This window comes from Tannerella sp. (assembly GCF_052170195.1).
Taxonomy (GTDB): Bacteria; Bacteroidota; Bacteroidia; order Bacteroidales; family Tannerellaceae; genus Tannerella.
This window is the reverse complement of record NZ_JBQNAZ010000028.1, coordinates 12,399-32,507: the sequence shown is the minus strand read 5'-3', so window position 1 is coordinate 32,507 and position 20,109 is coordinate 12,399. Positions and strand designations below refer to the sequence as shown.

Below are 20,109 nucleotides of genomic sequence, written 5' to 3'. Positions count from 1 at the left end.
TATTATTTCTGAATAAACTTCAACGCCTCAACGGGGAAGTCGGTCGTGATAAAGTCAACTCCCGCATCAATCAACTCCCGCATCAGTGTCGTATCATTTACCGTCCAGATATTGATACCTAATCCCAGTCGTTTGGCATCGTAGAACCACGGCCGATTTTTCCGCATCACGCTGTAATGATAATCAAGACCGGCAAAACCTTCTTTTTTCAATTGTTCGGGCGACAACTCGCCGTTCAGATAATATACTTCGGCTTCGGGCGCCAAACGAATAAATTCGCGTGCCGCATCCAAGTTGAATGAAATATAATCCGTACGATGTTGCAACTTTTTCTCCCGTATCAAATCGACAACCATACGTGCCGCCAAACGATTTCGTTGCGGTGTAGCATGCGGTTTCAGTTCAAGAATCAAGCGGATGCGTTTCGTACGCCGGGCAGCTTCCAGGTATTCACGCAGCGTCGGAATTTTTTCTCCATTGGTCAGCGCGATCTGCTGAATCGCCGCATAATTTGTCTCCTGTATTTTTATTTCGTTGATCGTCATATCATGGAAAACAACGGGCACGCTGTCCGCCGTCAGATGTACATCGAACTCTGCCCCATAGACCCCGATATCCTCCGCATTCTCAAGGGATACAATGGAATTCTGGGCAGCCCCTTTGGACTGCCAGAAGCCACGGTGTGCAATGATGCGTACTTTCGGTGTAAGAATCTCCGGTTCGTCTATCTGTGAACAACTTGTGAAAAAGATACAGAAAGAGATTATTCCTGCTAATATGTTCATATCGTTCTGTATACTATTGGTTCATCAAATAACGTTCGGCTTCGATGGCCGCCTTACAACCACTCGCTGCTGCCGTTACGGCCTGTCTGTAATGGGGATCTGCCACATCGCCGGCTGCAAATACACCGGGAACCGTTGTTCGAGGCGTACCACCTTCGGTTTGGATATATCCCGTTTCGTCTGTAGCGAGCCACGGCTTGAAGATATCCGAGTTGGGCTTATGTCCGATGGCCAGGAAGAAGCCGTCGATGGTAATGTCGACCATTTCTTCGTCCGGCTCACCTTTGCGTTTCACTAAATGAGCGCCTTCTACTCCGTTTTCGCCAAAGAGTCCAACCGTATTATGCTCGAACAGCACCTGAATGTTCGGTGTGTTCATCACACGCTCCTGCATGACTTTTGAAGCACGCAGGAAAGGTTTCCGTACAATCAGGTACACCTGTGAGGCCAGCCCGGAAAGGTACAGCGCTTCTTCGCATGCCGTATCGCCTCCGCCTACAACGGCTACTTTCTTCTTGCGGTAGAAGAAGCCGTCGCATGTGGCACATGCCGAAACTCCCATACCCGAATATTTTTGCTCGTCGGGCAATCCCAAATACTTGGCAGATGCACCGGTGGCAATGATCAATGCCTCCGCTTCAATCACTTTTTCGCCGTCGATGGTAATTTTATACGGCGCAGCCGATAAATCTGCCGCCGTAGCGATTCCCTGACGTACATCGGCTCCGAAGCGCAACGCTTGTTTTTTCATGTCTTCCATCATCTCCGTACCGGTCACTCCATCCGGATAGCCGGGAAAATTTTCCACTTCAGTTGTCGTAGTCAACTGGCCACCGGGCTGAATCCCTTCGTATAATACCGGGGCTAAATTAGCTCGCGAAGCATAAATGGCAGCCGTGTATCCTGCCGGTCCCGAGCCGATAATCAAACAACGCACTTTCTCGTTTGTCATATTCTTAACTGTTTGTTTTGTTTTTGGTAATTATTATTATCGTAAATCTATTTCTGTTGCTCCCGGGTAATCGGCCGGATTGAATCGGAAGACGTGCTCCGGCTGATTGATACCCGTCTGCATCTTACGGATGCGGATTACGCTGCGCACACCGTTTTTCAGGGTCACCGTCAGGCGTACCGGCAACGAGGTAGCTCGCTCGATCTGTACTTCGACCTTTGCCACATCGCCGTTTTTTTTCGAGGCCAGCATCACATCGTCGGCCATTTTACCGTTGTCGGACGTGCTTTGACCGATATAGGAGAGCGTGAAGCCTTTCTTATAAGAGCGAAGGAGGGTCATCGGATTGGTAAACTCCAACTCGTCGCCTGTGGGGTTGGACAGGTTGACCTCATCGGTCCGGACGACGTATGTCCACTGCGTCGTACCGTCGTACCATGTCCGTGTATCGGGTGTGATAAGCACGAATTTGTCTCCTTTCATTTGTATGGTGCCCTCGAAACTTTCGGAAACGCCTTGTTTTTCGTGGCGAATATTTGCCGCAAACGAGGCTTTTAATCCGTTTGATGATTCATACGCAGCAGCGGCCTTGTTTAAAAGCGCCTCGGCCTTCTGTGCCGTGACAACTCCCGCGACGGAAAACCATAACATTATAATTATATATCGTATTCGTTTCATGACTTTAATGTATTTAATTTCTGTTCCAATGAATATTCGTCCTGTATCAATACCTGACGCGCCTTGCTCCCTTCGTAGGGGCCGACGATGCCGGCGGCTTCGAGTTGATCCATCAGCCGTCCGGCACGGTTATAACCGATTGAAAATTTACGTTGAATCAACGAGGTAGAACCTTGCTGTTGGAGGATGATGAGTCGCGCCGCTTCGTCGAAGAGCGGGTCACGATCGGAGAGGTCAACGCCCGATGCTTTGTCGGCTTCACCTTCCGGCACATATTCCGGCAACTCAAAGGCCGTGGGATAGCCTGCCTGCTGACCGATGTAGGATGCCATGGCTTCCACTTCGGGCGTATCGACAAAAGCGCATTGCACGCGGGTCATGTCGCTGCCTTGCGAAAAAAGCAGATCGCCCCGTCCGATCAGCTGATTGGCGCCGGGCGAGTCGAGAATGGTACGCGAATCGATCATCGAAGAGACACGGAAGGCCACGCGCACGGGGAAGTTTGCTTTAATGGTTCCGGTGATGATGTTGGTCGACGGGCGTTGCGTTGCGATAATCATGTGAATACCTACGGCGCGCGCTTTCTGCGCGATTCGCGCGATCGGCATTTCAATGTCGCGTCCGGCCGTCATGATCAGGTCGCCGAACTCGTCGATAATGACCACGATATACGACATATACTTATGCCCTTTCTCCGGATTCAGCCGTCGGCTGATAAATTTCTCATTATAATCTTTGATGTTACGGACGTGTGCTTTCGTCAGTAACTCATAGCGGTTATCCATTTCTTTACAGAGCGAATTTAGCGTATGTACCACTTTCGTAAAATCGGTGATGATTGCTTTCTCTTCGTCGGGTAGCTTTGCCAGATAATGACGTTCGATTTCGGCATAGATGCTAAATTCGACCATTTTGGGGTCGACGAGTACGAATTTCAGTTCGGCGGGATGTTTCTTGTACAGCAATGAGGTGATGATGGCGTTGAGCCCGACCGATTTTCCCTGTCCCGTAGCACCGGCCATCAGCAGGTGAGGAGCTTTGCAGAGGTCGAACATAAAGACGTCGTTCGTGATGGTGCGTCCCAACGCCACCGGGAGATCGTATTTGCTTTCGATAAATTTGCGCGAACTGATTACGGACTGCATCGAAACGATCTGAGGGTCTTTGTTGGGCACCTCGATGCCGATCGTTCCCTTACCGGGCATCGGGGCGATGATACGGATGCCGAGCGCGGCGAGGCTCAGGGCGATATCGTCTTCGAGGTTACGAATCTTCGAGATTCTCACCCCCTGCGCCGGTACGACTTCGTAGAGCGTGATGGTTGGCCCCACCGTTGCTTTAATTGACAGTATGCTGATACCGAAGTTTTCGAGTGTCTGCTTGATGCGTCGCTGATTATCGGTCTGCTCCGCCATGTCGACCGGTCTTTCGGCCTGTTCGTATTTTTTCAGCAGGTCGAGTGTCGGGAAACGGTAGCTGGACAAGTCGAGACGAGGATCATAATCGCCCATGGTCGAATTGTCGTACGGTTCTTCTTCTTTGGGCACCTCGATCGTAAATACTGACTCACCGTTGATGATTCTGTCACCATCAGCCATCGGTCTGATTTGCGGCTCGTCGTCAGAATCTGCTGTACGGTACGGATCATCATCGTATGTTACCGTTATATCCGGCGTATCTTCTTCGTCCTGTTCTTCATCATCTTCTGTGGTTGCATGATAGGTTTTGGATCTCATATAACCCTTCTCTTCGTCGTCTTCTTCCGTATCCAGATTGTTCTGCGCCTGCTGCTTTCCTGTCAATCTGTTCCGATACCACGAGAGGTTAAGTATCTGTTGCAACCATGGCATTACACGTTTACTCGTAAAAATGGCAATGACAAGCAAAGAGACCATCAGCAACAGCACCGTCCCCGGTATGCCGATATTCCGAATCAAGACCTCGGACAATTCATATCCGTGACGCCCCCCTAAATATAGAAACGAGTCTTCGTAACCTTTCAGAAAAACGAACGACAGAAAGAGTGAACTCCAGATAAGCAGCGAACTGCACAACAAAAAGCGTTTCATGAGCGACATCCGGCAAACGCCCATCAGATAGACACCCAACGACCCGAAAAAATACAGCAGAAAGAAAGACGCCACGCCAAACCAGCGGTTCATGATCAGATCGGCGATGAAAGCGCCACGCACGCCGGCCCAGTTTTGAACGCGTCCGCGGTTGATCAACAGGTCTTTTAACGGTACATTTTCGATGGCGCTTTGGTCTGCCCCGCCTGTAAAAAAGAAAGAAGCCATAGCGATGCCTATATAAATCACCGCGAAACAGAGTAGTAGCCCCGCAAGAAAACGTAAGCGTTCACTTGTGAAGAAGATACTCAGCGACCCCCATATATCATTATCCGCTTCTTGCGAACGTTTCTTTTTTATCGTCTTTTTTGCCATTTTTTATCGCTCATTTCCTCCCTGTTATCCAATCACGGGACGAAATAATTCAGCGGGCAAAGATAGCGATATTTCTCTAATAATTCAAGCTGAACGAACGACCTAACGGGCAATACGCAAGATGTACTTTAAGCATGAAGAAAACCTTTTTATCTTTGCATCGTAAAATCGTAGCATACAAAACGTATTTTGCAGACTTTATCCAAGAGTCATTCGATAAGGAACGAGGCAAGGTTTTATGCGCTTTGAACATGTTCAAGATGAAAGAGAAAGTTTCGAACCATTACAAAATACATGCGAAAGAAGCTGTTTGAATACCGGATACTCGGTTCCTACCCCTTGCAACAAGCAGATAGAGCTTTGTGACGTCTCTTTAATCGTGTTATTCAGCCCCCTCAAAAACTTTTCATCTGTCTTTATGGTGCGGAATTTGAAAATTATCCCGTACATTTGTGCGTTTTTTTAAAAAGAAATAAGTTTTGGAATATGTATAGAACAAGAACTTGCGGTGAACTGCGCCTGTGCGACGAAGGACAAAACGTGACACTGGCCGGATGGGTGCAGCGGACACGGAAAATGGGTGGCATGACTTTTATCGACCTGCGCGATCGATACGGTATCACCCAGCTGGTATTCAACGAAGAAGTAAATGCCTCACTTTGTGAGCAGGCCAATAAGATCGGACGCGAATACGTTATTCAGGTAACGGGTACCGTCAAAGAACGTTCGAGCAAGAACGCCCATATCCCCACGGGCGAGATCGAGTTGATCGTTTCCGAACTGAATATTCTGAATGCGGCCATGACCCCGCCCTTCACCATCGAAGACGAGACGGACGGCGGTGACGACTTGCGGATGAAATACCGTTATCTGGATTTGCGCCGGAACATCGTCCGTAAAAATCTCGAACTGCGTCATCGCATGGCATTTGAAGTACGTCGATACCTCGATAACGAGCGTTTTCTGGAGGTCGAAACTCCCGTATTGGTCAATTCAACCCCCGAAGGAGCACGGGATTTCGTGGTGCCTTCGCGTATGAATCCGGGACAGTTCTATGCGCTGCCGCAATCGCCCCAGACGCTGAAACAGCTGCTGATGGTTTCGGGCTTCGACCGTTATTTCCAGATCGTGAAATGTTTCCGTGACGAAGATTTACGTGCCGACCGTCAACCGGAATTTACACAGATCGACTGCGAAATGAGTTTCGTGGAGCAAGACGATGTACTGAACATCTTTGAAGGACTGACCAGACATCTTTTCAAAACGTTACTTGATACAACGTTCGACGCTCCGTTCCCGCGTATGACGTGGCACGATGCCATGAAATATTACGGATCGGACAAACCGGACGTGCGCTTCGGCATGAAATTCGTCGAACTGACTGAGATGCTCCAAGGGGCGGGTTTTCCGGTATTCGATAACGCGACATATATAGGCGGTATCTGTGCGCAGGGAGCGGCAAGCTATACCCGCAAACAGTTAGACGGATTGACCGAATTTGTTAAAAAGCCTCAGATCGGCGCCAAAGGACTTGTTTACGCTCGTGTAGAAGTTGACGGAAGCGTGAAGTCGAGTGTCGACAAATTTTATTCGCAGGAGAAATTGCAGGAAGTCAAAGCGGCCTTCGGCGCTCAACCGGGCGACCTGCTGCTGATTCTCTGCGGAGACGAGGTAAACAAGACACGCAAGCAACTCTGCGAACTGCGTCTGGAGATGGGAAATCAGCTTGGCTTGCGCGACAAAAACAAATTCGAGTGCCTCTGGATTGTCGATTTCCCGCTGCTCGAATGGAGCGAAGAAGATCAGCGCTTTTATGCCGTGCATCATCCTTTTACCTCGCCCAGACCTGAAGATATTCCATTGCTCGAACGTGATCCGAAAGCCGTTCGCGCGAACGCATACGACTTGGTCATCAACGGCGTCGAGGTCGGCGGCGGCTCAATTCGTATCTACGACAGTCAGCTGCAAGACAAGATGTTCAACATACTTGGTTTTACGGAAGAACGGGCGCAGGAGCAGTTCGGCTTCCTGATGAATGCTTTCAAGTACGGCGCACCGCCGCACGGCGGCATCGCTTTCGGGTTAGACCGTATGGTGTCTATTTTCGCCGGGCTTGACTCGATCCGCGACTGCATGGCATTCCCGAAAAACAATTCCGGACGCGACGTGATGCTCGATGCCCCCTCGCTATTGGAAGAAAGTCAGTTGAAAGAGTTGCATCTGGAAATTGATCCGGAAATCAGCGGAAAACAGTAAATCCTCAATATGCCCATGTTACGTATCAGAGACATCTTGCAGGAAATCGAACGTCATGCGCCGCTGTGGTTGCAGGAGTCGTTCGACAATTCAGGCGTTCAGGTCGGCAATATCGATCAGCCGGCACAAGGCGCGCTTCTCTGTCTGGATGTTACCGAAGCGGTGATCGACGAAGCCCTCGAACGCGGATGTAACTTGATCATCTCGCATCATCCGCTTGCGTTTAAGCCTTTCAAGTCGCTGACGGGAACAAACTACGTGCAGCGTTGCATCATGAAGGCCTGCAAGAACGATCTGGTCGTCTATGCCGCTCATACGAATCTGGACAATGCGACAAATGGGGTCAGTTTTAAGTTGGCCGAATACCTCGGCTTACAGAACGTTCGTGTCCTCAGCCCGCAACAAGGCGCTCTGCTGAAGCTGGCCACATTCGTGCCCGAAGCTCAAGCCGAAGCCGTGCGCACGGCGCTCTTCGAGGCCGGGGCCGGCCATATCGGCGCTTACGACGCTTGCAGCTTTAACATTCGGGGCGAGGGGAGCTTTCGCGCTTCGGAAGGATGCCGGCCTTTCGTCGGAAGTGTCGGTACGCTCCATCGCGAACCGGAAATCCGCATCGAAACCGTCCTGCCCAAACATCTTAAAAGTAGAGTGCTTCGCGCGCTGCTTGCTGCTCATCCTTACGAAGAACCGGCTTTCGATTTTTACCCGCTCGAAAACGAATGGAATCAGGCCGGATCAGGTGTTGTGGGCACGTTACCCGAAGAAGCGGATGAGCGAATGCTTTTGCAACGAATTAAGGAGGTGTTGCATCTTGATTCGGTGCGCCATTCCTATCTTACCGGAAAAAAAATCCGGAAGGTGGCGCTCTGCGGAGGAAGCGGAGCTTTCCTAATTCCCGAAGCGATCGCAACCGGGGCCGATCTCTTTATCACCGGCGAAGCAAAATACAATGATTTTTTTGATGTGGAAGATCGCATCCTGCTGGCTGTCATCGGACACTACGAAAGTGAGATATGTACAAAACACATCTTTCATGACATCATATCAAAAAAATTTCCTACCTTTGCCGTACAATTTTCGACAATAAATTCAAATCCCGTAAATTATATATAGAGCACATGGCGACAAAGAAAGAAGAAACGGTAATAAAGAAAGAAACAGCGGCTAAAAAGGCGCCTGCAAAAAAGAAAGAAACAACGAAAAAGTCTGTTGCAACCGAAAAAGAAAAGGCAGAAAAAAAGAAAGCCGTTCCGGAAGTGAAAGAAACGGAAGCGCAACCCATCGTTGCCCAGACAGAAGAAACAATCATAGAAGACGCAACGCCGGCTCCGGTTGCAAAGGGTAAAACCGACAACGAAGATAAAGAATATACGGTAGAAGAACGGTTGTGTTCGCTCTATCAGTTGCAAGCCATCATGACGGAAATCGACAAGATCAAAACGTTGCGTGGAGAGTTGCCGTTAGAAGTGCAGGATTTGGAAGATGAGATCGCCGGACTTGAGACACGGCTCCAAAACTACCAAACCGATATCGAAACGAATAAAACGAACGTGATTGCCCAGAAAAATAAAATCGCGGAGTCGAAAGAACTGATCGAAAAATATAAATCGCAGCTGGATAACGTGCGCAACAACAAAGAGTTTGATAATTTATCGAAAGAAGTAGAGTATCAAGGGCTGGAAGTTGAATTCGCAGAGAAAAAAATTAGGGAACTGAACGCTGCGGTCGACGTCAAGAAACATGAAGTCAAGCAATGTAAAGAAATACTTGAAGGGCGAAAGGGTGATTTGGATATGAAGAAAAGTGAATTGGAGGAGATCATATCCGAGACACGTCAGGAGGAAGAGAAGCTCCGCAACAGAGCTAAAAAATTGGAAGAAACGATCGAGTCCCGTCTGCTGACCGCTTTTCGACGTATTCGCAAAGGAGCACGAAACGGTCTGGCTGTGGTTGGTATCGAGCGTGATGCGTGCGGAGGTTGCTTCAATAAGATTCCGCCCCAGAAACAAATGGATATTAAGCTGCGCAAAAAAATCATCGTTTGTGAATATTGTGGTCGCATCATGATCGATCCGGCATTGGCCGAAGAGAATAAACTTTAATTATTAGAATTAGAAATCGTTTTCGGCAGGGGGATCGGGATCTTATCCGTATCCCCTGCTTTTTTTATTCTCCTGAAATGCTCCGAACCATCCGGAAATACATCGAGCAGTATGGTCTGCTTCAACCCGATGCTCCCGTCATCGTGGGGTTTAGCGGAGGAGCGGATTCCGTCGCCCTGATTCATGTATTGAACCGATTGCACTACCGATGTATCGCCGCTCATTGTAACTTTCATCTGCGCGGAGCGGAAGCCGATCGTGACGAAACGTTTGCGCGACAAATTGCCGGATCACTGCAAATCCCGTTCGAAAAGAAGGATTTCGACACGGTAGGATATGCTGATGCTCACGGAATCTCTATCGAAATGGCCGCGCGCGAGCTACGCTACCAATGGTTCGAAACACTCCGCACGGCTTACCATGCTCAGGCTATCGCGGTTGCTCATCATCAGGACGACAGTGTCGAAACCGTACTCATGAATCTAATCCGGGGAACCGGTATCGGCGGACTGCACGGCATCCGACCGAAAAACGAATACGTTGTCCGGCCGTTGATGGCCGTCAACCGCTCCGAAATCGAGGTGTGGCTGGCAGAGCAAAAGATTGCTTATCAGCAGGATAGTACGAATTTCTCCGACGCATATACCCGTAATGTTATTCGTCGGCAGCTTCTTCCGCTGATGGAGAAAATCAATCCGTCCGTCCGGGAAGCGATTCTGAGAACAAGCAAACATCTGTCCGACATCGAAGTCATTTATCGGTCGACCATCGAAAAAGAACGTGCTCGCCTGCTTGATGATCAGGAGCGCATCTCCATTAGCCGGCTGTTGGAGTCGGAAGTTCCTCAAACCGTCCTTTACGAATTGATTAAATCCTACGGATTCACACGTGAACAGATTCCGGCTATCTTCAACAGCCTTCACCGTGAATCGGGTAAAACGTTTTCTGCCCCGGAGACCGATTATAAGATTCTGAAAGACAGAGAACTCCTGATTGTATACAGAAAACAGCTGCAAGATGAAACGATATATCCGGTCGAACCCGGTGGCACACTTCATACCCCCATCAACCTGCGAACCGAAGAACGCATCATCGATTCTTCGTTTATTATCCATAAGCACCCTCATGTGGCTACTTTTGACCGCGATAAGTTAACTTTCCCGTTAACATTACGTACATGGCGCAGGGGCGACTGGTTTATTCCTCTCGGGATGAAAGGACGCCAAAAACTGAGCGATTACTTTTCCGATCATAAATTCAGTCGCTTGCAGAAAGAACAAACGTGGTTACTTTGCTCCGGAGAAGATATTGTATGGATTGTCGGCGAACGTACAGACCATCGTTATCGTGTCGAAACCACTACCAAAAAAGTACTGATTGCAACTGTTTTTTGAATGAAAATTTGTCATTCATAAAAAAAACGCTACATTTGCAGCGTCTTCATCTATAGATAGAGTAAAAACAATACAACAATATCTCCATCTCAGGAAAAAGACAAACAATCCGAACTACATAAATTTTGACTGATTATTAACAAAAGCAAAGACGGTATGGAGGGCTCCTGTTCATTACAGGATGATCAACCTTCCGGAATGCCGATACTCATTTGCTCTATTTACATCATATGCAAAAATATAATATTCTTGAACTCACGGAAAAAGAATTACCCGAATTGCAACAGATCGCAAGCGATTTGGGAATTAAAAAGATGAAATCTCTTGAAAAACAGGATTTGATCTACAAGATTCTTGACGAGCAGGCCGTTTCATTAGCCGGTATCCAAATGGAGAAAGAAAAGGAAAAAGAAGCTCGTAAATCGGAGCAGAAAGCCAAGCGGGTGGCAGCACATAAAAGCCAGACTGCCGAAAAAGACGCTCCTAAAACGACTGCCCAAAAAACTGTAGCGACCGAAGAAGTGAAAGCTCGCAAACGGGGAAGACCGCCTAAAAATTCGATTGTAGAAACTGAACCTGTTCGTGAAAATGAAGAAAAAAACACGGCCGAGAAGCCCCGTAAGCCGGGACGTCCGCCTAAAAAAGCAAGTCAGGAGCCGGTAGAAGAAAAGTTGCAGGCCTCGAATGAAACGGTACAAACCGTACAGACGTCCTCAACTGTAGAACCTGTTCCGGCTGCTCTTCCTACTGCTGAAGCAGTGAATCAACCTGTAACGAAACCGATGGCAACAACTCCTGCGGTTCTTCCTGCCGAAACTGAAGCAGGGACCGAAACGGTTGCGAAAACAGACCATCCGGCTCACAAAGAAAAGACGGAATCGCAACCGGAAGAAAGCCCCAAAAGGCTAATCTTTAAACATGCGAACGATACACCTTCGGTCCTTGATCAGGTGTTACCGATGCAGCCGCCTGCTCCGCAGCGCGAAAAGCAACCGAACGAGGCGAAGAACAGGCCGCAAAACAATAATCGGGCGAATAATAACAATCCGAACCAACGGAATACTCCAACCAATAATGTGCCGGTGTACGATTTCGATGGAATCCTGACAGGAACAGGAGTATTGGAAATCATTCAGGATGGATATGGATTTTTGCGCTCGTCGGACTATAACTATCTGACTTCGCCGGACGATATTTATGTGTCGCAATCCCAAATCAAACTTTTCGGACTGAAAACGGGAGATATTGTCGAAGGACCTATCCGCCCGCCACGAGAAGGCGAAAAATATTTCCCGCTGGTCAAAGTTGACAGAATCAACGGACGCTCACCCGAAGAAGTGCGTGACCGAGTGCCTTTCGATCATCTGACTCCTCTGTTCCCGGACGAGAAATTTATGCTGACTGCCCGTCGGTCGCCGAAAGTGTTTGATCATATTGCCGTGCGTGTGGTCGATCTATTTTCTCCGATCGGTAAAGGACAGCGTGGTTTGATCGTCGCCCAACCGAAAACGGGTAAGACGATGCTCCTGAAAGATATTGCGAATGCGATTGCAGCCAATCATCCCGAAGTGTATATGATTATTCTGCTGATCGACGAACGTCCTGAAGAAGTAACCGATATGGCACGCAGTGTCGACGCCGAAGTGATCGCTTCTACATTCGATGAACCGGCCGAGCGCCATGTAAAAATTGCCGACATCGTGCTTAACAAGGCTAAACGAATGGTTGAATGCGGACATGACGTGGTCATTCTTCTTGATTCTATCACGCGTTTGGCACGTGCGTACAACACGGTTCAGCCCGCTTCCGGAAAAGTGCTTTCGGGAGGAGTAGACGCCAATGCGCTGCAAAAACCGAAACGTTTCTTCGGCGCAGCCCGTAACATCGAGAACGGAGGAAGCCTTACGATTCTGGCTACGGCATTAACCGAGACGGGCTCGAAGATGGACGATGTGATTTTCGAAGAATTTAAAGGTACGGGTAATATGGAATTGCAGTTAGACCGGAAACTTTCGAACAAACGGGTATATCCCGCTGTCGATATCATTGCGTCGAGCACACGTCGCGACGACTTGTTGCAAGACGATAGTACCATCAACCGAATGTGGGTATTACGTAAATACTTGTCGGACATGAACTCGATCGAGGCGATGGAGTTTGTGAAGAAACAGATGGAAAATACGCTCGATAATATGGAGTTTTTGGCTTCGATGAACGGATAAACGATCATCCGATCAAACTAAAAAATAAGAGTGGGGCTATCCGAAGGTCAAAGACCAAGCGGATAGCCCTGTTTGGTTGGGATACGGTTCTCTCAATCTCACGAAGTATGATCAATTTACGAGGTAAAAAGCTTCTTTAAGTGGGTGAAGACAGAGATACCGAAAATACTCACGAACGGAAAGTTGCACGGGAGAAGAAAAACACTTACCTTTGCCTTGAAATTGTAATGATTTCAATTTAGTATTATATAAAAGAAACAGATTAAATTATGGAACCGATTATTAATTCGCAAATTCCTGAATTTAAAGTTCAGGCATTCCACAATGGAGAGTTTAAAACCGTATCGAACAAGGATATTGAAGGGAAGTGGGCTATCTTCTTCTTCTATCCGGCTGATTTTACGTTCGTTTGTCCCACAGAACTAGTCGATATGGCTGAGAATTATGATAAATTCAAGGCGATGGGTGTAGAGATTTATTCCGTGAGCACCGATACCCATTTCGTTCATAAAGCGTGGCATGACGCTTCCGAGAGCATTCGCCAAATCAAGTATCCGATGCTTGCCGACCCGACGGGATTGCTTTCGCGCGCTTTCGGCGTGATGATCGAAGAATCCGGTGTTGCTTATCGCGGAACGTTTGTGGTAAACCCCGAAGGCAAAGTGAAAGTCGCTGAAATTCACGATAACGGTATCGGACGTAATGCGGAAGAATTGCTTCGTAAAGTTGAAGCAGCTCAATTCGTTGCTGAAAACGACGGGGAAGTATGTCCGGCAAAATGGAAAAAAGGTGCTTCTACACTTAAACCCAGCATTGATCTCGTAGGTAAGATTTAAGCATACGCAGGGTTTTCTTTTAGGAAGAGGCTGTCTTTGTGTTGTTCACGGAGATAGCCTCTTTTTATTTTCCAGCAGTCCGTTAAACGCAATTATGCTTATCCCTGCAACCGGTCATATCCCTTTTTATGGCGATTTTTTCAGGCCATATCACTACAAATAGGGAGAAAGAATGAGCATTTACTCAAAAAATAACTACCTTTGTCAACAAAAAAGACATTCTATGGAGAAATTGCTCTTTTCGGAAAAAATGAAATTGGCTGATCTCATTTCAGTCAATCATAACCTTATACTTATGTTGCCGCGTTTTGGCATTCCTCTCGGATTCGGAGATAAAAGCGTAAGGGAAATATGCCTCATGAACAATGTGCCGGCAGACTTTTTTTTGCTTGTGTGCAACGTTTATGCTTTCGATTCTTATCTTCCTAAAAGGGAAAAGATCGAATCAACCGACATGCGCTTGCTCGTACCTTATCTTATGGCTTCGCACCATCATTACATGTATGAACAATTGCCCCATATTGAACGTCATCTTTTGAATGTCATCAATAAAGTAAGTCCCAAATATGGAGATGTGCTCAAACGATTTTTTAACGACTACAAAAGCGAAGTTGAAGAGCATTTCAAATACGAAGAGCAGATCGTATTTCCGCATATTCAGGCTCTCTTGTCCGGCGAAGTTCATGAGTCTTACCATATTCGTGATTTTGCTGAAGTACACAGCAACATAGAAGATAAATTAAATGATTTAACCCAGATCATTTTCAAATATCTACCTGCAAACGCTTCACCTAAAGAATCGATCGAACTTGTCTTTGACATCTTTCAACTTTCGACCGACCTCAATAAACATACTTTGATTGAGGATAAAATCCTCGTACCCTATGTAGAAATGCTCGAAAGAAAAAAGAAATGAGTCGCAAAGAAAAAATACTGATTGTCGAACCCGCAGCCATCGTAACGGAAGGACTTACGCGGATACTCAAAGAATTGACGGAATTTGAAATACTCCCTCCTCTCGAAGATATGGACGATTTCAGAGAACGTCTGGCTGCGGCTCGACCTGATATCCTCCTGATTAATCCTACCATGCTTCCTTATTCCAAAAGGCCGGTCGTTTTCAGTCTTTTACAAGATTATCCTCAGATGACGATCATTGCGCTCGTCTACCAATATATCGATAGTGCAGTTCTTCAGTCTTTTCACGGAATCCTCGAAATCAGGGAGGCACGTGAACGTATTTCCGAAATACTTACCGAAGCTCAAACCTCAGCATCCACGCACAAACTCCCTATGGATTCAACGAACTACGAGCTTACGAGGCGTGAAACAGATGTCCTCGTTCTGGTTGCTAAGGGGTTGATGAGTAAAGAAATCGCGGATAGGCTTCATATCTCTGTGCATACGGTTATTTCTCATCGTAAAAACATCACTCGTAAAACAAATATCAAATCTGTTGCCGGACTTGCGATGTACGCACTGATGAATAACCTTGTCGAAGAAGATTCTATATAATCTGATTTATAAGCACTCTTGCCTGCAACGAACAACTTGAATTAACCCACTTGTATTTGTTGTTGTGTTGCGGAATGTATCTTTCTGTTATGGTATTGGTTATTTATTTACATAATAAATGGTTTGCGGACTGATATTGCGTTTTGACCTCGGATGCTGTCATGTTACTTTTGTCGCTCATCCGTTATTCATAGGGTGTTGCGTGAGCTATCTTTCCTGCGACGCAGAAGAGTGGGAAAGGGGAGTCCATAACTGAAAAAAAAAGTGTACTTTTGTGGTCAAAATTTTTTTTAAAATAAGATTGTTTATGGAATGGTTGAATGAATTGTTATGGGGCGAGGGAATCGCCCATTCCGTGATGTTGTTATCCATTGTTATTGTAGGTGGAATTTTGTTGGGAAAGGTGAAAATTGGGGGTATTTCGTTGGGAATTACGTTCGTGTTGTTTGTCGGCATCTTTCTAGGGCATTTCGGCTTTTCGATTCATCCGGAGATTCTACATTTCTTCAAAGAGTTCGGGTTGATTCTATTCGTCTATTCGGTGGGGATGCAGGTAGGGCCCGGTTTTTTCTCGTCGTTCAAAAAAGGAGGAATAACGCTCAATATGTTGGCAGCGGGCGTGGTATTCTTAGGAGTGGTGACGACACTGATTATTCATTATATAACGGGTATTCCGATGGAGACGATGGTCGGAATTCTTTCCGGTGCGGTGACGAATACGCCCGGACTGGGTGCGGCACAACAAGCCTATTCCGATATACATGGCGAACCTGCACCGACGATTGCCCTCGGCTATGCGGTAGCTTATCCGTTAGGAGTTGTGGGTATTATCCTTGCTATTTTGTGTATCCGTTTTCTTTTCAGGATTGATTTGGGAAAAGAATCAGATCGTTTACAAGCTGAAGATAATAAGCATGAAAATGAGGCGTCTCCTGTTTCACTGCTCGTGAAGAATCCGGCAGTGTTCGGAAAAACGGTTGGCGAATTGTCGGCGCTTGTGGGAGACCGGGAGTTTGTACTTTCGCGTATTTGGTACAACAACAGCAAACAGATGGAGATCGTATCGGCCGATACGGTATTGAATGAAAATGACAAAGTACTTGCTATCACTACCGAGAATGACGCCGAGACGATCAAGACGTTCATCGGCGAAGAGATTCAGATGGATCGTAAGGAATGGATAAGTTTGGAGAGCCAGCTTGTCAACCGCCGTATTCTGGTCACGAAATCGGAAGTGAACGGCAAGCAACTCGGAGAATTGAAACTGCGTAAATCGTATGGTATCAACATCACGCGAATCAGTCGTGCCGGGGTTGATCTGGTGGCAACGCCTCATCTGGTGTTGCAGGTGGGTGACCGGGTGAATGTCGTCGGGACGGAGGCTTCCATTGTTGCGGTCGAAAAAGTGTTGGGTAACTCGATGAAGCGACTGAATGAACCGAATCTGATTTCGATTTTTCTGGGTATCGCGATCGGAGTCTTTTTGGGAAGTATTCCGATCACTTTCCCTGGCATCCCTCAGCCGGTAAAACTTGGTCTGGCCGGTGGCCCGCTGATTGTCGCTATTCTGGTGAGCCGTTTCGGATATAAATATAAACTGGTAACTTACACGACTGCCAGCGCCAACCTGATGCTGCGTGAAATCGGTATTACCATATTTTTAGCTTGTGTCGGTATCGGTGCCGGAAAAGGTTTTGTGGATACGATCATCAATGGAGGCGGACTTTTGTGGATTGGGTACGGTTTCATCATTACCGTCTTGCCATTAATGATAATCGGCACGATTGGGCGGTACTTCTACAAAGTGAATTATTTTACTTTGATGGGACTACTTGCGGGAAGCACTACCGATCCTCCTGCACTTGCCTATTCGAATGCAACAGCCGGTAACGATGCTCCGGCGGTAGGATATGCGACTGTTTATCCGCTGACTATGTTCCTGCGTGTGCTTACGGCTCAACTGATGATTCTATTCTTCGCCTGACGATTCAGTTTGATTATACCAAAAACCGGCTACCCTGCAAAGAAGACGCGAGGTAGCCGGTTTTGTTTTTGACTGTTCTTTTAAAAGCCGTCGATGCTTATGAATCTTTAGACTTGTTTTTCATTCATCGGCAGCTTTTCTATTATTTATTTGCTGTATTTATAATCTACTGAACCGTTTACCGGACACGATGTGACATTGTCGATGCAATACACTCCGTTGATGGCTCTCAGGGTATATGCTACAATCCGACAATTATTCAGGTTGACGGTTCGTTTCAGTTTGATGGGGTTCGTATCGATCGTAAACGTGCGGGAAGCTTTTCTACCCATTTTAATTTCTCCTAAATCAACACCCGTTTTTGGATCATCATCCGAGAGTTTGTAGGTGGCCACGTGATTATGTACGTAGTTAAGGTCTACTTCCTCACGGGTAATCATTTGACCATATACGATCCCATCTTCGACAACGAACGCATAGAAACGATAACGATCGGTTTTGTTCGTCAGAATATTGGCTGTGAACTGAATCGTTCCATCCGTTACTTTCGACTCCATGGCAATACCGGTTTGTGAAGGACAGAAAGCATTCATGTAATCGATTGCCGAGATCAATTTTTTGGGGGTACTTATCGGATAAATATTCACTTTTTGGTTGAGATCGACCAGTGAAGATGGCCACGAGGGGCAAAGCATATCAGCTGTTTTGCCGAGTACGCCATAGAGTGTTTCGTAGTTGAGACAGCGGTTCTGTACGTGCAATACAATGGGAACGATTCGGTTGGGTCGTTGTTTCCTTACATTGTTGATAGCTTGCGTCATGATGGGACATGTGTTGCAGGCGGCCGATGCAAATTGCATGATACAAAACTGTTTGACGAAAGACAGTGGCACATAGGTTGCTTTAAGAGAAACCTCATCCGATTTTATATTGTCGTAAACGGCATAGAAGGTATACGTTTCGGGTTCGGTTGTTTTGAATGTTCTTCCATCATAAGGTGTGTCCGGCGATCCTTTTTGCATGATCACTGCTTTCCCGGTTACGTCTTTTCCGTCTGCCAGAACCGTAAAAGCCGCCTCCTCCGATCCGTTGGCCTTGATCTCGTTTTTGTTCAATGTTAATATAACCGCTTCGGTTGCTGATTGGATCATTATTTTTTCCGACTGTTCGCCATCGTATGTTGCATAAAAGGTGTATGTTCCTGATTTTTCGGTCGAGAAGCTGTGATTTTCGAGTTTCGTCTCGTTCTCTCCCTTTAGTGTAATGACTGCCGATGAGGTCACATCTTCTTCGTCAGCTTTTACGGTGAACCGAATCATGTCTGTGCCATTCGGTTTGAGGCTTGTTTTATCGGCTGTCAGTTTAATGACGACTTGTGTGGCTGCGACGGTGATCTCGTTCGATTTTTGACCTTCATACATCGCGTAGAAGGAATAAGAGCCGGCTTTCGATGTGGCGAAGTTGAACTTCTTGAGTCCTTCGGTCGAGGTTGATGACGAAGGTACGATGGTAACTCCTGTCGCCATTTCCTTACCATCGACTTTGACCGTGAAAGTCAAAGAATCTTTGCCGTTGGCTTTGATGGTTGTTTTGTCGGTCGATAAGGTTACCGATACCGGTATGTTTTTTTTATCAGAACATCCGAAGATGCTTAAAAAGAGCAGAGTGCCTAATATAAGGCCAAATGATTTATAATTTTTCATTGTTAATGTTTATGTTTAAAATACGGCGCAAAAGTACGGATTTATTGTTTGAACAAAATGTAAAAAAAGTTTCGTTTTCGGAACGGTTTTTCTTTACAAACTGCTTATTAACATTGGAATTGGATGGGTGTTTTTATTTTATCAAGTGTACAATAAAAAATTAAGAGCGAATTATCTGTCATCGGTAATAGTCATCGAAATTTCGATGCAGTGTGTATCAATAGGTATTTTATCGAAAAATGGATCATTCATATTGTTGAAAAAGAAAAGGCTACCTTATAAGGCTGCCTTTTCGAGGGTCAACATGCTTTTTCCGTTTTTATCGGCAAGATGCAGTTGTGTTTCCGTTTTGCCGGATTTTACTTGCGTTACGTTTTCAAAAGCATTCAGGATTTTGCTTTCCGTTTCCAGATCGGGGCAAGCCATCATCGTTACACGTGGAGCGGAAAACGATAGAGCAGCCGGTTGCTTCACATCAAGCTCTGTTTCCGTATTTATCAGGTTGCAACCTGCATTACCATGTAAACGAAGCATGTTATCTTCTTTCACGAATTCAAAGAAAGCCTTATCTGCTTTTACAGACTCTCCGCTTACTTCTACAATATTCCATCGACCTGTCAGCTCTTCGGCTGTTACGTGCTTCCCGTTGTTGCAGCCAGTCATTGCAGCGATACATGCCATCGCCAGCATTCCATTCATTTTTTTCATTATCATTCTTATGTTTTTGTTTATTATATGATCATAAGACGTGAAAAATGGGTAAGATGTTCTGTGAAGTTTGGTTTTTAACAAAGATTAATAATTTTGCGCTTTTACAACTTTCTATTTTTTTGTTTTTATTTACTTGTTTATCATGTTTTTATTGGGTGTAAAATGGTGGCTAAAAAAAAGCTCATGATTGAACAAATCGTGTATTCTATCTGTTTTATTTATGTGAATGTATTTTTAATATTAACTTGTACTAAAACAAAAAGAAGCTATGGGTATTTTATCATGGATTATTTTAGGTTTATTGGCCGGCTTGATTGCTAAGGCCATTCGTCCGGGAAAAGATCCGGGAGGTTGGATTATAACCATTATTATCGGTCTTTTAGGATCGGTTGTAGGTGGATGGATCGGTTCGGCATTAGGTTGGGGAACTGTGAATGAGTTTAGTATCAGGACTCTTCTGCTTTCTACGGGAGGGGCTGTGATTGTGTTATGGATTTTTGCGCTTCTCAAAAAGAAATAGTTGGCGG

The 20,109-nt window shown here is 46.3% G+C and carries 16 protein-coding genes; 10 read left to right on the top strand and 6 right to left on the bottom strand.

Annotated features, from left to right (window positions below; all coding sequences use genetic code 11):
• Positions 1 to 2: 2 nt before the first annotated feature.
• Genes ACTTKA_RS08515 through ACTTKA_RS08500 form a run of 4 tightly spaced genes read right to left on the bottom strand, consistent with a single transcriptional unit; the run spans position 3 to position 4,859 of the window.
• The gene (locus tag ACTTKA_RS08515) at positions 3 to 785 is read right to left on the bottom strand and encodes a glycerophosphodiester phosphodiesterase (protein ID WP_442724701.1); all 783 of its coding nucleotides are present in this window, start codon (positions 783 to 785) and stop codon (positions 3 to 5) included.
• A gap of 13 nt (positions 786 to 798) precedes the next feature.
• Positions 799 to 1,737 carry a thioredoxin-disulfide reductase gene (trxB, locus tag ACTTKA_RS08510; RefSeq protein ID WP_442724700.1) on the bottom strand — a complete coding sequence of 313 codons (939 nt, stop codon included), beginning with the start codon at positions 1,735 to 1,737 and terminating at the stop codon, positions 799 to 801.
• A gap of 36 nt (positions 1,738 to 1,773) precedes the next feature.
• Complete coding sequence (locus tag ACTTKA_RS08505; RefSeq protein ID WP_442714226.1) at positions 1,774 to 2,415, bottom strand: LolA family protein; 642 nt, start codon at positions 2,413 to 2,415, stop codon at positions 1,774 to 1,776.
• Complete coding sequence (locus ACTTKA_RS08500) at positions 2,412 to 4,859, bottom strand: DNA translocase FtsK 4TM domain-containing protein (protein WP_442724699.1); 2,448 nt, start codon at positions 4,857 to 4,859, stop codon at positions 2,412 to 2,414. The genes ACTTKA_RS08505 and ACTTKA_RS08500 overlap by 4 nt, the downstream gene beginning before the upstream one ends.
• Positions 4,860 to 5,345: 486 nt before the next feature.
• On the opposite strand from ACTTKA_RS08500, the gene aspS reads away from it, so the two are divergent.
• From aspS to ACTTKA_RS08455, 9 genes are all read left to right on the top strand, one after another.
• Positions 5,346 to 7,115, top strand: coding sequence for an aspartate--tRNA ligase (aspS, locus tag ACTTKA_RS08495; RefSeq protein ID WP_442724698.1), 1,770 nt, complete (start codon positions 5,346 to 5,348; stop codon positions 7,113 to 7,115).
• Between the two features lie 15 nt (positions 7,116 to 7,130).
• Complete coding sequence (locus ACTTKA_RS08490; RefSeq protein WP_442714223.1) at positions 7,131 to 8,228, top strand: Nif3-like dinuclear metal center hexameric protein; 1,098 nt, start codon at positions 7,131 to 7,133, stop codon at positions 8,226 to 8,228.
• Positions 8,229 to 8,422: 194 nt separating this feature from the next.
• Entirely contained in the window at positions 8,423 to 9,217 is a 795-nt protein-coding gene (locus ACTTKA_RS08485) for a zinc ribbon domain-containing protein (RefSeq protein WP_442724707.1), read from the top strand.
• Positions 9,218 to 9,294: 77 nt separating this feature from the next.
• The gene (tilS, locus tag ACTTKA_RS08480; protein WP_442724697.1) at positions 9,295 to 10,611 is read left to right on the top strand and encodes a tRNA lysidine(34) synthetase TilS; all 1,317 of its coding nucleotides are present in this window, start codon (positions 9,295 to 9,297) and stop codon (positions 10,609 to 10,611) included.
• A gap of 230 nt (positions 10,612 to 10,841) precedes the next feature.
• Positions 10,842 to 12,833, top strand: a complete 1,992-nt coding sequence (gene rho, locus ACTTKA_RS08475) for a transcription termination factor Rho (protein ID WP_442724696.1) — start codon at positions 10,842 to 10,844, stop codon at positions 12,831 to 12,833.
• 269 nt (positions 12,834 to 13,102) lie between these two features.
• A complete protein-coding gene (ahpC, locus tag ACTTKA_RS08470) occupies positions 13,103 to 13,669 on the top strand; it encodes an alkyl hydroperoxide reductase subunit C (protein ID WP_442724695.1) in 567 nt (188 codons plus the stop codon).
• Positions 13,670 to 13,892: 223 nt separating this feature from the next.
• On the top strand, positions 13,893 to 14,585 hold the full coding sequence (locus ACTTKA_RS08465; RefSeq protein WP_442724694.1) for a hemerythrin domain-containing protein: 693 nt from the start codon (positions 13,893 to 13,895) through the stop codon (positions 14,583 to 14,585).
• Entirely contained in the window at positions 14,582 to 15,184 is a 603-nt protein-coding gene (locus tag ACTTKA_RS08460; RefSeq protein ID WP_442724693.1) for a response regulator transcription factor, read from the top strand. Before ACTTKA_RS08465 ends, ACTTKA_RS08460 begins: the two co-directional genes overlap by 4 nt.
• Before the next feature lie 307 nt (positions 15,185 to 15,491).
• Positions 15,492 to 17,168, top strand: coding sequence for a putative transporter (locus ACTTKA_RS08455; RefSeq protein ID WP_442724692.1), 1,677 nt, complete (start codon positions 15,492 to 15,494; stop codon positions 17,166 to 17,168).
• A gap of 146 nt (positions 17,169 to 17,314) precedes the next feature.
• Here ACTTKA_RS08455 and ACTTKA_RS08450 read toward each other — a convergent pair whose 3' ends face one another.
• Both ACTTKA_RS08450 and ACTTKA_RS08445 read right to left on the bottom strand, forming a co-directional pair.
• Positions 17,315 to 18,871 carry an Omp28-related outer membrane protein gene (locus tag ACTTKA_RS08450; RefSeq protein WP_442724691.1) on the bottom strand — a complete coding sequence of 519 codons (1,557 nt, stop codon included), beginning with the start codon at positions 18,869 to 18,871 and terminating at the stop codon, positions 17,315 to 17,317.
• 276 nt (positions 18,872 to 19,147) lie between these two features.
• Positions 19,148 to 19,579, bottom strand: coding sequence for an META domain-containing protein (locus tag ACTTKA_RS08445; protein WP_442724690.1), 432 nt, complete (start codon positions 19,577 to 19,579; stop codon positions 19,148 to 19,150).
• Positions 19,580 to 19,850: 271 nt separating this feature from the next.
• Here ACTTKA_RS08445 and ACTTKA_RS08440 point away from each other — a divergent pair, with 271 nt between their 5' ends.
• Positions 19,851 to 20,102 (top strand): GlsB/YeaQ/YmgE family stress response membrane protein, encoded by a 252-nt coding sequence (locus tag ACTTKA_RS08440; protein ID WP_442724689.1) that lies wholly within the window; start codon positions 19,851 to 19,853, stop codon positions 20,100 to 20,102.
• Positions 20,103 to 20,109 lie beyond the last annotated feature (7 nt).

Excerpts from the sequence above, each read along its gene's own strand:
- aspS (WP_442724698.1), top strand. The coding sequence starts at position 5,346 with ATGTATAGAACAAGAACTTGCGGTGAACTGCGCCTGTGCGACGAAGGA.
- ACTTKA_RS08490 (WP_442714223.1), top strand. The coding sequence starts at position 7,131 with ATGTTACGTATCAGAGACATCTTGCAGGAAATCGAACGTCATGCGCCG.
- trxB (WP_442724700.1), bottom strand. The coding sequence starts at position 1,737 with ATGACAAACGAGAAAGTGCGTTGTTTGATTATCGGCTCGGGACCGGCA.
- ahpC (WP_442724695.1), top strand. The coding sequence starts at position 13,103 with ATGGAACCGATTATTAATTCGCAAATTCCTGAATTTAAAGTTCAGGCA.
- ACTTKA_RS08445 (WP_442724690.1), bottom strand. The coding sequence starts at position 19,579 with ATGAAAAAAATGAATGGAATGCTGGCGATGGCATGTATCGCTGCAATG.
- ACTTKA_RS08500 (WP_442724699.1), bottom strand. The coding sequence starts at position 4,859 with ATGGCAAAAAAGACGATAAAAAAGAAACGTTCGCAAGAAGCGGATAAT.
- rho (WP_442724696.1), top strand. The coding sequence starts at position 10,842 with ATGCAAAAATATAATATTCTTGAACTCACGGAAAAAGAATTACCCGAA.
- ACTTKA_RS08440 (WP_442724689.1), top strand. The coding sequence starts at position 19,851 with ATGGGTATTTTATCATGGATTATTTTAGGTTTATTGGCCGGCTTGATT.
- ACTTKA_RS08505 (WP_442714226.1), bottom strand. The coding sequence starts at position 2,415 with ATGAAACGAATACGATATATAATTATAATGTTATGGTTTTCCGTCGCG.
- ACTTKA_RS08455 (WP_442724692.1), top strand. The coding sequence starts at position 15,492 with ATGGAATGGTTGAATGAATTGTTATGGGGCGAGGGAATCGCCCATTCC.
- ACTTKA_RS08515 (WP_442724701.1), bottom strand. The coding sequence starts at position 785 with ATGAACATATTAGCAGGAATAATCTCTTTCTGTATCTTTTTCACAAGT.
- ACTTKA_RS08450 (WP_442724691.1), bottom strand. The coding sequence starts at position 18,871 with ATGAAAAATTATAAATCATTTGGCCTTATATTAGGCACTCTGCTCTTT.
- tilS (WP_442724697.1), top strand. The coding sequence starts at position 9,295 with ATGCTCCGAACCATCCGGAAATACATCGAGCAGTATGGTCTGCTTCAA.
- ACTTKA_RS08465 (WP_442724694.1), top strand. The coding sequence starts at position 13,893 with ATGGAGAAATTGCTCTTTTCGGAAAAAATGAAATTGGCTGATCTCATT.
- ACTTKA_RS08460 (WP_442724693.1), top strand. The coding sequence starts at position 14,582 with ATGAGTCGCAAAGAAAAAATACTGATTGTCGAACCCGCAGCCATCGTA.